Origin of the sequence: Cryobacterium psychrotolerans, from assembly GCF_900101115.1 — a bacterium.
Lineage (GTDB): Bacteria > Actinomycetota > Actinomycetes > Actinomycetales > Microbacteriaceae > Cryobacterium > Cryobacterium psychrotolerans.
Genome location: NZ_FNFU01000025.1, coordinates 22,368 through 32,540 on the forward strand (window position 1 = coordinate 22,368; position 10,173 = coordinate 32,540).

The 10,173-nt window shown below is 67.3% G+C and carries 9 protein-coding genes and 2 pseudogenes; 2 read left to right on the forward strand and 9 right to left on the reverse strand.

What is annotated here, in order from left to right:
• Positions 1-26 precede the first annotated feature (26 nt).
• The 8 genes from BLQ39_RS15910 to BLQ39_RS14400 form a co-directional block, all read right to left on the reverse strand.
• On the reverse strand, positions 27-176 hold the full coding sequence (locus BLQ39_RS15910; RefSeq protein ID WP_166784358.1) for a hypothetical protein: 150 nt from the start codon (positions 174-176) through the stop codon (positions 27-29).
• 195 nt (positions 177-371) lie between these two features.
• Positions 372-1,313: a GGDEF domain-containing protein gene (locus tag BLQ39_RS14370; RefSeq protein WP_092325010.1), complete on the reverse strand. Its 942-nt coding sequence runs from the start codon at positions 1,311-1,313 to the stop codon at positions 372-374.
• 44 nt (positions 1,314-1,357) lie between these two features.
• Entirely contained in the window at positions 1,358-1,738 is a 381-nt protein-coding gene (locus tag BLQ39_RS14375; protein ID WP_092325012.1) for a chemotaxis protein CheW, read from the reverse strand.
• The gene (locus BLQ39_RS14380) at positions 1,735-2,901 is read right to left on the reverse strand and encodes a CheR family methyltransferase (RefSeq protein ID WP_092325014.1); all 1,167 of its coding nucleotides are present in this window, start codon (positions 2,899-2,901) and stop codon (positions 1,735-1,737) included. Before BLQ39_RS14380 ends, BLQ39_RS14375 begins: the two co-directional genes overlap by 4 nt.
• Positions 2,898-3,941 carry a chemotaxis protein CheB gene (locus BLQ39_RS14385; protein WP_092325016.1) on the reverse strand — a complete coding sequence of 348 codons (1,044 nt, stop codon included), beginning with the start codon at positions 3,939-3,941 and terminating at the stop codon, positions 2,898-2,900. The genes BLQ39_RS14380 and BLQ39_RS14385 overlap by 4 nt, the downstream gene beginning before the upstream one ends.
• Entirely contained in the window at positions 3,938-5,938 is a 2,001-nt protein-coding gene (locus BLQ39_RS14390) for a hybrid sensor histidine kinase/response regulator (RefSeq protein ID WP_092325018.1), read from the reverse strand. The genes BLQ39_RS14385 and BLQ39_RS14390 overlap by 4 nt, the downstream gene beginning before the upstream one ends.
• On the reverse strand, positions 5,935-6,438 hold the full coding sequence (locus BLQ39_RS14395) for a chemotaxis protein CheW (RefSeq protein WP_092325020.1): 504 nt from the start codon (positions 6,436-6,438) through the stop codon (positions 5,935-5,937). The genes BLQ39_RS14390 and BLQ39_RS14395 overlap by 4 nt, the downstream gene beginning before the upstream one ends.
• Positions 6,435-8,303, reverse strand: coding sequence for a methyl-accepting chemotaxis protein (locus tag BLQ39_RS14400; RefSeq protein WP_092325022.1), 1,869 nt, complete (start codon positions 8,301-8,303; stop codon positions 6,435-6,437). Before BLQ39_RS14400 ends, BLQ39_RS14395 begins: the two co-directional genes overlap by 4 nt.
• A 309-nt stretch (positions 8,304-8,612) precedes the next feature.
• Here BLQ39_RS14400 and BLQ39_RS16285 point away from each other — a divergent pair.
• Positions 8,613-8,951 (forward strand): annotated as a pseudogene (locus tag BLQ39_RS16285) (VOC family protein); the annotation flags it as partial.
• An 87-nt stretch (positions 8,952-9,038) separates the two neighbouring features.
• On the opposite strand, the pseudogene BLQ39_RS16290 reads toward BLQ39_RS16285, so the two are convergent.
• Positions 9,039-9,356, reverse strand: a pseudogene (locus BLQ39_RS16290) (hypothetical protein); the annotation flags it as partial.
• A gap of 572 nt (positions 9,357-9,928) precedes the next feature.
• Here BLQ39_RS16290 and BLQ39_RS14410 point away from each other — a divergent pair.
• Positions 9,929-10,173 (forward strand): transposase (locus BLQ39_RS14410; RefSeq protein ID WP_143006484.1); only part of this gene is annotated, 245 nt, incomplete at its 3' end.

Genomic DNA, 10,173 nt, shown 5'->3' on the forward strand with positions numbered 1-10,173 from the left:
TTGCAGCGAAGACGAATCTTCACAGGTCAGGAGTCAACCAAACCGGGGGCAGTCCCGGCCTCGCCGCGGAGGTCGTGGCCGGCCGCGGCGGCTCGGGCGATCGGGATGGCCATGGCCGTGTCGTCGGTCCGCTCCCCCGGTTCCCAGAACAGCTGGCCGCCGCCGAACATGTCCACGGCGATCTCGTCGGGCAGCGGCGGCTGGAACTCTTAGCGGGCGCCGAGCGCGTCTCCGGTGGCCAGGCCGAGCAGCACCCCGGTCGCGCGATCGTTCTGTGCGGACGTGAGCTTCATGTCGGCCTCCTTGGGGTGTCAGTGCCGACCTTGTCGGGTACACGGATGGTCGCTGACACTACTCCTCCTTCTTGGACCCTATGCGTGGCGGCGCGAAGAATCTTGGCCGCTTTCCGGGGGCAGGACCTCGCGGGCCGTCGTCGACGCAATTCGGTCGCGCCCGGCGGCTTTGGCGACATAGAGCTGGGCGTCGGCGTTGTCGACAAGTTCATCAGCGGATCCGATCGGCCCCAGGGCGCAGCCACCGCTGACCGTCACCGAGATCTGCGTGCCGCCCGCCACGATCGGTGTCGCTGCGATGGATCGGCGGATTCGCTCCGCGACGAGGAGGGCGCCGGCCAGATCGGTGCGGGGAAGCACGACGAGGAACTCCTCGCCGCCCCACCGGCCGGCCACATCCCCCTCGCGCAGTTCCTGGCGCAGGCGCACGGCGAACTCGGCAAGCACGAGGTCTCCTGCGGGATGTCCGAAACCGTCGTTGACGCGCTTGAAGTTGTCGACGTCGAGCAGGAGCGCGCAGAGCGGATCATGGTGACGCACCGCCTGGGCATGGTGGTAGGCGAGCTTCTCCTCGACATGGCGCCGGTTGTGCAGTCCGGTGAGCGCATCCGTGCGAGACAGCAGATCGAGCTCGTCATTGCGCTGGCGAAGCTGGTCTTGGAGTTTCTTGACGTGTGCGGCCGCGGCGACACGCGCGACGAGTTCGGCCGGCTCGAAAGGCTTCTTGAGGTAGTCGTGTGCGCCGCCGCGCAGACCGCGCAACACGTCGTCCATCTCGGTCAGCGTGCTGAGAAACACGACCGGAATGTCCATCAGGTCCGGGATAGCCTTGAGCTCCGCGAGCACCTCGTAGCCGTCGAGCCCGGGCATTTCGATGTCGAGCAGGATGACGTCGGGCGGAGAGTCCCGGCACGCGTCGAGCGCCGCGGTCCCGTCGACGGCCTCGATGACGTGGTGGCCCGCGGCCTCCAGGTGAGAGCGCACGACGGCGCGAATGACGAGCGAATCGTCGGTGATCATTACCGTTGCGCCCGCCGCGGCCACACCTGAACCTGCCAGGCCGTTCACAGTCGCGCCGCCAGCGCCACCGGGTCGGCGACCAGCATCAGCTCACCGTCCGAGTCGACCGTTCCGGAAATGAAGGCGCGGCCCTGTCCGGTGGGGGCCGGGCGGATGTCGGCGGCACTGATGCGACGCAGCCCGGTGACCGCATCCACGAGCAACCCGAACGTCGTCTCACCGGTTTCAACGACGAGGACGTGGCTGCCTCCGCCGCCCAGCGCCGAGATCACCGTCAGCGGCGGCTGACCGGGCAAGATGCCAACGATGTCGGAGGCAGCCCCAGGCAATGAACGGATGCCGTCCGCCGGGCGAACCGCGCGGGTGGCCTCGACGGGGAGGCAGTACCCGGCTCCGGCGGACCGAAAACACACCATGGTCATCATTGAGGCAGCTCCTGCTGTTTGGCGTCGAGAAGTTTGTAGAGCTCGTTCGGGGAATAGCCGTCAATCGCGTAATCGTGCCGCGCAGGGTCGGCGCCCAGCAGGCGCCCCGCTGCGCCGAAGGCGCGCTGCGCCGACGGGCGGTCGTTCATTGCTTCGAGCGCGAGGGCGAGATGCAGGTGAGCAAGCGCATCGTCCGCGGCCAGGTATGCCCACTTACGAAAACTGACGACGGCCGCTGCAGGGTCGCCCGACGCGAGCGACTCGCGTCCGGCCTCAGCCAGAATCGCGATGGCGGCGACGTCATCGGCGTGCCCCGCACCGACCTGGGAAGCCGCAACCCGTGCGGGCAGAGCGCCGCCCGTCACGCGCCCACCGGACACCGAGCGCGGTCGATAGGCATAGGTGTCCCCGAGGCGCACGGTGTCGTAACGGTCGCCGATCGACCAGATCGTCTCGGCTGCACCGAGCAACATCCAGGCCTGAGGAAGAGCGTCGGCGACCCGGTCGAGGAAACCCCTCGCGTGCTGGTCGGAAAAGTAGATCAGGACGTTGCGACAAAACACGACGCTGCTCGAGCGCACCCGGTGGGGCACCGACTCGATGAGGTTGTGGTGCACGGTGCTGACCCGAGCCCGGATCGACGGGTTGACTTCCCACGCCTGGCCGACGGGGGTGAGGTGGCGCGCGATCCGTTCGGGTGAGAGACCGGTGATCTCGCGGGCCGCATAGCTGGCCGCGTTCGTGCGGAGCAGGGCGGAGGTCGACACGTCAGTGGCGATCACCCGGCCGTCGATGCCCAGCTCGTCGAGCAGCATGGCGAGGCTGAACGCCTCCTGCCCGTTGGCGCAGCCGGCGCTCCAGATGCTGAGCGGCTGCGGAAGGGTGGGAAGGATGTGTTGCGCCAGAATCTCGAAGTGCTCGGGGTGGCGAAAGAATCCCGTCTCCTGAACCGTCACTCGGTTGAGCAGGGCCTGGCGCAGGCTCGCACTGGCCCCGAGCGCCCGGAGATACCGTTCGAAGTCCAGCCCCAGCACGGCCAACTCGTCGCGGATACAGCGCCGAAGCCGGGCGCGCAGGGCCGATTCGGGCCGGAGGCCGATCTCTGATTCAAGGAGTTCGGCCACCCGGCGGATGATCGCTTCTGACGGTTCGAGCGCGATCATGACCCCACCAATGCGACCGCACGGCGGATCGCGGCCGCGAATTGTTCAGGGGGCAAGAGAGTTGTGAGCGCCCCCAGGCGCAGGGCGGCCTGGGGCATGCCGAAGACGGCACAGGAGTCCTCGTCCTGCCCGAAAGTCTGCCCGCGCCGGCTGTGGAGTTCGAGCAGCCCCTTGGCTCCGTCGTCGCCCATCCCGGTTAGGATGACCCCGACACCAGCGGACCCGGCGTGCTCCGCCACTGATCGAAAGAGCTCGTCCGCGGACGGCTGGTGGATCGTGACCGGGGTGGCCGCGAGCTCGAGCCGACTCTTCGCGGCCAGACGCAGGTGGGATCCGCCGGGGGCGAGATAGACGTGCCCGGGCAGGGCGATCTGGTCGTGCGTGGCGAGTTCTACCGGCAGCGCCGAGGCGCGTGCCATCCAGCCAACCAAATTACCGGTGAAATCCGGATGCAGGTGCTGCACCACGAGCACCGGCGCGTCGAGCCCACCAAGCCCGGCGAGCACCGTCGCCAGCACCGTGGGACCCCCGGTCGACGCGGCGAGCGCGACCACGGCCTGCCGGCCACCTCGCTGCGGCGCGGTCCGGGCCGAGTTCCTGGACAGGGCTCCCCGGGGATGCCGGATCGCCAAAACTTTGCTCAGCTGACGGACCGTGCTGCGAAGCTGGGTCCCGAGCTCGTCGGTCCAACGGTCGGGGGTCGGGAGCGCTCCGAGGGCGCCGGCCACAACGGCCTCGACGGCCTCGGGAGACAGTCGATCCACGATTCGGCTGGACAGCACAAGGATGGGCGTCGGTGCGCGCGCCATGACTTGTTCGATGAAGACCTGCCCGCTTGCGGCGCTGGTGCTGATCCGAAGAATGATGAGGTCGGGGCTCTCCCCCGCCACGCGCTTGATCGAGGCCTCCCCGGCGGCGGCCTGGCCGATGACCCTGATGTCCCCGTCTCGTTGCAGGGCTCGAGTGAGCTCCCCGCCGTGGGTTGGCGCATCCTCAACAAGGAGAACCCTGATCGATTTACCGGGCGCGGCATCCGTCATGCTCGTCCTCCGATCAGGCGGTTCACGGCAATAAGGAGGCTGCCCTCGTCGAAGCCGCTCTTGAGAATATAGCCGTCGGCGCCCGCGTCGAGCCCACGCCGGCGGTCGGCTTCGCTCGCGCGGGAACTCAGGATCAAGACGGGTATATTTGCGAAGGACGGGTGCGCGCGGACCGCTTCGGTCAGCTCGAACCCGTCCATCCTGGGCATCTCGATGTCGGTCAGGATCAGCTCACTGGCTTCCTCGGCGAGTTTCAACAGCGCATCCGTGCCGTCGACCGCCACACGCACCTCGAAACCGGCCCGCTCGAGGATGTTGCGTTGCAGTTCTCGGATGGTCAGGGCGTCATCCACTACGAGGATGCGCTGGCGGGTCGTGGCAGGCGGGGCGTCTTGTACACGCGGGGCGCGGCCGCGATCGAGCCGGTGAGCTCGGTGGATGAGGCCGGGCGGGTCGAGCACAAGCAGGACGGAGCCATCTGGCTCGACGCTTGCGCCTGCGACGGCGGGGAGGTGCGCCAGCAGGCCGTTCAGCCCCTTGACTACGACGTCGCGTTGACCGACCAGCCGGTCCACCTGAAACCCGTGCCGGCGGGCGGTGTCGGCGAGCACTACTATCGGGCCGGTGCTCTGTCCGGCAGCGGGCAGGCCCACCGTGCCGGCCAGGGTCGACACCGGAACGGGACGGCCCTCGACAAGGAGGACGGAGCGCCCCTCGGCACTGGTCTGGCTCGCTGGATCGAAGCGCTGCGACAGGACCACCCGATGGAAGGGCAATGCGAAGCGCTGCCCGCCTGCCTCGACGAGAAGGCAGCGCAGCACGGCCAGGGTGATCGGCACGATAATGCGGAATTCGGTGCCCACCCCCGGCTTGGAGCGCACCTCGACGCGACCGTGCGCCGCCTCCACGCTGGCGCGCACGACGTCGAGCCCGATTCCCCGTCCGGACACGTCGGTCACCTCGGCTGCCGTCGAGAACCCCGCGGTGAAGATGAGGTTGAGCATCTCCTCCTCGTTCATCCCGCCGGTGTCGATTCCCTGACGTTCGGCCTGCTCCTTGACCTTGCCGGAATCGATCCCGCTGCCGTCGTCGGTGACGGCGATGATGACCTCGGAGCCCAACTGCATGGCGTGCAGGCGGATCGTGCTCTGTGCCGGTTTGCCGTCCGCCGCTCGTTGCGCGCTCGATTCGATCCCATGGTCGACGGCGTTGCGCACGAGGTGCAACAGTGTGTCCGACAGCTGCACCAGTACACCGCGGTCGAGTTCGGTGTCGGTCCCCCGCACGTCCCAATTGATCGTCTTGCCCTGCGTGCGTGCGAGGTCACGCACCGCACGCTGGAGCCTGTCGGTGATCGTGGCCAGGGGAACCATGCGTGTGCGCATTGCCCGGTCCTGCAACTGATTCAAGGTTCGGGAGAGGTCGTTGAACTCGGTGTTCAGGGTCGCGTCGACGCCGAATTTCTCGGTGAGCATCCGGCCCACCCTCAAATGAGCGGATGCCGACTCTCCGATCAGTCGCACCAGTTCGTCCAGCCGTTCCATCGGCACCATGACGACACCGGCGGAGTCGCGGACGGCCGGGGCGACCGGCGAATTCTCCGCGCCCGCCTGGATCCGCTCGCGCGTCAGCTCTGGCCGGTCGACGGCTGCGAGCTGGCTACCGGTCGTTGTCCCCTGGCTCGCGACGATGACCTGCCCGAGGCGGTCGGCCCCGGCGAGCAGTGTGTCGATGATCTCCGGAGTGACGAGTTGTCGTCCCGTTCTCACATCGTCGACGAGTTCCTCGAGCTCATGAGCGACGCGGCTCACCTCGTCGAGCCCGGCGACGGCCGACGACCCCTTGATGGTATGCAGCTCCCGGAACACGGAACGGAGCAGCGACTCATCCCCACCCGTCTTCTCGAGCTGGAGCAGGAGCTGATCGAGGTGCGCGAGGCGAACCTCGGCTTCCTGCGCGAATAACTCCCGCACCTGTGCCAGGTCGAGCCCGCTCACCTCGCGGATCCCCTCGCGACAGTGTCGCCCGTGCGCGCGCTATCCAGTTGTGCGCTGGGACGCCTGGCGGCCCGTTGGCCCGATCGCGGACGCTCGCCGTCCAGAAGCGCACCCGCCAGAAGAGAATCCGGCTCGAGCAACACGGCCACCCGGTTCCGCACCAGGAAGCAGCCGACGGTTCCGGCCAGCTCCGACGTGCCCACGGGCGCGCCCAGGATGACCCGTTCAGGGAGATCCGTGACCGCCAGCCCGATCAGGCCCTGGCGGGACTGCAGCACGACGACAAACGCTGCCGGCTCGACGGACCCCAGCCCCAGCAGCGACGCCGCGTCGATCAGGGGCACGATTTGGCCACGCAGGTTAAAGAGCCCAAGCACGTGCGACGGCGCGGTGACCAGCCGGGTCAGCGTCGGCGCCACCACCACTTCCTCGATCCGTTCGATCGGCACGGCGTACAGATCGACCCCGACCGGGAACAGCACGGCGTGCAGGTCGGTCATCGTGGTCCGCTGCTGCCAACCGCGCTGGTTTCGAGGTCGTTGGCCAGATCGGCGAGGTCGCCGGCCGATGCGGCGATCTGCTTGGCGGTGACCGAGACCGCGCGGCTGGCGTCGGTGAGCTGCTCCATCGTCTCGACGACCTGGGCTGTCGCACTCCGTTGCTGCTGGGTGGTCAGGCTGACCTGGCCGGTCGCGTCCGTGACGGCCTCGAGCAGCATGAGACCCCGCTGCATCTGCTTCGCGCCCTTTTCCATCGCGATGACGGTTGCGTTCGTTTCGCGCTGCACGTCGGCCAGGATCGCGGCGATGTCACCCGCGGAGGACTTGGACCGTTCGGCCAGCCGACGCACTTCATCGGCCACAACCGCGAAACCCCGACCGTTCTCGCCGGCGCGGGCCGCTTCGATTGCCGCGTTGAGGGCCAGCAGATTGGTCTGATCGGCGATGTCGTTGATCAGCACGAGCAGGGTGTCAATGTCATTGACCCGCCCCGCGAGGGCGAGGGTGCGCTCACTCGACAGGGTGATGTCGGTCTCGGCCTGCTCCAGGTTGAGCCGTGTTTCCGCGGTCTGGCGTGCGACCGCGTCAACGGTGTCCGCAATGGCGACCGACGAGCGAGCGAGTTCCTCGGTGGTTCCCGTGGCCTGCGTGACCGCCGCGCTCTGCTGGGTGGTGATCGTGGCCAATTCTTCGGAGGACGCCGAAAGCTGCATCGCAGCGGTATTCACCTCGGCCACGGCCCTGCCGAGTTGGGCGATAAGCGTCTCGGAGGTGGTGAGCATGGTGTTGAACGATTCGCCGAGCAACACGAGTTCTTTGGACCCGGTCGGCACGGCGCGGGCCGTCAGGTCACCCCGGGTGACCCGCATCGCGACCCCGGTCAACTGCTTGACCGACCGAATCGTGCCCCAGGCGAGCAGAACCGAGACGGCCGCAGCGAGCAGCGCACCCCCCACGACAAGCCAGATGGCGCGCCGGGTCTGTTCGGCAACCGGTGCGAGCACATTGCTCGCGCTTTCCGAGGCGATGAGAGTCCAGTTCAGTTCGTCGACGATGTCGTAGCCGCCGATCACATCGTCCCCGGCGTACCCCACGAATCGGGCCGAGCCGGGCCGGCCGGTGCTGGACGCCTGCCGTGTCGCGACGGTGTCCACGTTCGTGCTCAACACGCCGGCGGCGAGCAACGCCGTGTCATCGGCCAGCTCGCTCATTCTGTCGGAACTGTAGATCAAGCGGTGCAAGGAGTCGACGAGGACGATCTTCGTGCTCGTTCTCGAGCTCGAAATGAGGTCGGGCATGATCAGCTCGTGGAGCGCCATCGGGTCCAGGTTGGCGACGACCACGGCGCTCACCTTCCCGGCGCCGTCCAGCACCGGTTCGGCGATGATCCAGTCGATCTTCTGTCCCTGACGCGCCATCGAGGTGAGCACGGGCGTGCCGGAGACCGCGGTCTTGAACCACTCCTGGTTGGTGACGGAGAGCTCAACGTCCGGCCGGCTTGAGGCCAGGACCTTTCCGGCGACATCCGTGATTTGAATCAGCGTGTAGCTGCCGTATGCCTTGTGTATTTTGGCCAGCCGAGACGAGGCAACGGCGGAGCCGAGTCGACTGTCGTACGTGCCGGCGATGACCTCCATATCATCGTGGCGTTCGACCGTCCACGACTCCAGCCGTGCCGTGACTGCGCGCGCCAGTGTGACGCCAGTGTTCTTGGCCGCGCCGGTCAGGTTCGCCGACGACTCCGAGGTGAGGAGCACCGCCAGCACAATCATGAGCGGCACCGACACCAGGAGCATGGCCGACACCATCTGGACGCCGAAACGGCGTGGTAGGGAATGCCAGAAACGACGAGACTGGGTGGCCATGGTGCTGGTCCTATCGATTCTGCGGTCCGATTGACCCGAGGGTCCGGTCCGTGCGATCCCGCCCTACGGACGAGTATGCGTGCGATGACGTGACTTGACCGTACCAGCGCCCGTTCACCGATCCGGGAGGGTGACCCTGGCGCGCGGGCCCGAGTTTTTTGGGGGCACCTGACTGGGGGGCAACGCCCGTGCAGCAGCAGCGCGAAGCCGGCTCACCCGGCACTCGGGATCTTCGCGCCCAGGCACACCCGGCGCTCGGGCCCGTCAAGCTCCCTTGCGTGTCCTGGCGACCGCTCATAGCCTGTGCGCATGAGCCCCAACAGAGACCCGAAGCCGCCCGTCCGCCAGCTGCGCCTGGTCGTCGAGGCGGCCGCTTACGATGCCGCGGTGCGCTTCTACCGTGATGCGCTCGGCCTGACTGAGGAAGAGTCGTTCGAGGGCGAGGTCGAGGCCCGCGGGATCGTCCTCGACGCCGGCCGGGCGACTCTCGAGCTGCACAATCCAGCGCAGAGGAAGATGGTCGACGGGCTGGAGGCCGACGGGATCCCGAGCGGGCACATCCGTGTGGCGTTCGAGGTCGCCGACACGGCCGAAAAAACGCAGGCACTGACAGATGCCGGCGCCGCGATCATCGCGTCGCCGCGGGTGACGCCGTGGCAGTCGCCTGATCCGGGACTCGAGGCCGAGCCCGCGAACGAGTGCGGCCAGCCGCTCCGCATGTGCGGCCGTCCGTCCGACGATCTCGACGACCGTCAGGTCGAAGAGCCCGTTGAAGGCTCGGATGTGCTCCCAGGCCTGGACTCCGGTGCCGAAGACGACGAGACGATTCGCCCCCGGCGCGGCCAGTCGGCGAGCACCCATCCCGGACACAGCGGCGGTGCGCACGTTGGTCGGCGCCATACTGTCGAGGACGGCGAGCGGCCTCTGGTCACCGCCGCCGAACAGGAGGTAGAGACCCTGGATGACCGGACGGCTGGCGCGGGCATTAGCTAGTGCGGACCGCAGGGATTCAAAGTCGCGCAATTGCGCAGGGACGTGTTGGCCTGTCACCACGCTTGTTTGCTCCCTCAGCCCGTTTGACTCCCGTTCTCGTCGCGTCTGCTGGTCAGTTCATACTTGGTGCCGTCGTAACCGTCCCCGAGCCACATTCCAAAGAGAACCCGCCCCGTGACATCCACCGGGTCGACAAGGACCGTGGGTAGCTGACCGTGTCGATTCGGTTCAAGGATTACGGTGAATGTCGGTTCCAAAGAACCCACAGAGTGCAGAGTGACGGTGGTCTGCGTGCGGGAGGTTCCGAGCACAGCACCGACTTCAACGCCATCGCGGTCGGGAATCGGGGCTCTTTGCTTGGGGCCCGACCGTTTGAGGCGTGCAGCAGAAACCCACCTGGGAAACGCGCGCGGTGCTGACTTCGGCTGAGCACTTGACTCAATGGCGGGAAAGCTCATTTTACATCGATCCTGTCCATTCGACGGGCGGGCCGGCTGCCCGCCCGAAGGTCCGTGCCTTTGTGGCGCCGCTCTACGACACTCCTGCGTCTGCAAGTGGCAGGAGAACCGCTGGGCCAGAGTCCTAGGGCGTGTCTCCTAATCGAATCGTGATTCGTTTGGGAGGGTGGAGGGATGTCTCGTACTGCTTTGCTGACCGATCACCAGTGGGCTCGGATCGAATCGTTGATGCCGAGCTCGGATGGCAGTGCGGGGCGACCGTTCCGGGATCATCGCTCGATCCTGGAGGGCATCATTTACCGGTTCCGGGCGGGAATTCCGTGGCGGGATCTGCCGGAGAATTTCGGTCCGTGGCAGACGGTCTGGAAACGGCATCGCCGGTTTAGCTGCGACGGGACCTGGGACAAGATCCACTCCCG

Bases quoted from the DNA above. Each gene is read 5' to 3' on its own strand.
- BLQ39_RS14370 (WP_092325010.1), bottom strand. From the start codon at position 1,313: ATGATCACCGACGATTCGCTCGTCATTCGCGCCGTCGTGCGCTCTCAC.
- BLQ39_RS14375 (WP_092325012.1), bottom strand. From the start codon at position 1,738: ATGATGACCATGGTGTGTTTTCGGTCCGCCGGAGCCGGGTACTGCCTC.
- BLQ39_RS14380 (WP_092325014.1), bottom strand. From the start codon at position 2,901: ATGATCGCGCTCGAACCGTCAGAAGCGATCATCCGCCGGGTGGCCGAA.
- BLQ39_RS14385 (WP_092325016.1), bottom strand. From the start codon at position 3,941: ATGACGGATGCCGCGCCCGGTAAATCGATCAGGGTTCTCCTTGTTGAG.
- BLQ39_RS14395 (WP_092325020.1), bottom strand. From the start codon at position 6,438: ATGACCGACCTGCACGCCGTGCTGTTCCCGGTCGGGGTCGATCTGTAC.
- BLQ39_RS14400 (WP_092325022.1), bottom strand. From the start codon at position 8,303: ATGGCCACCCAGTCTCGTCGTTTCTGGCATTCCCTACCACGCCGTTTC.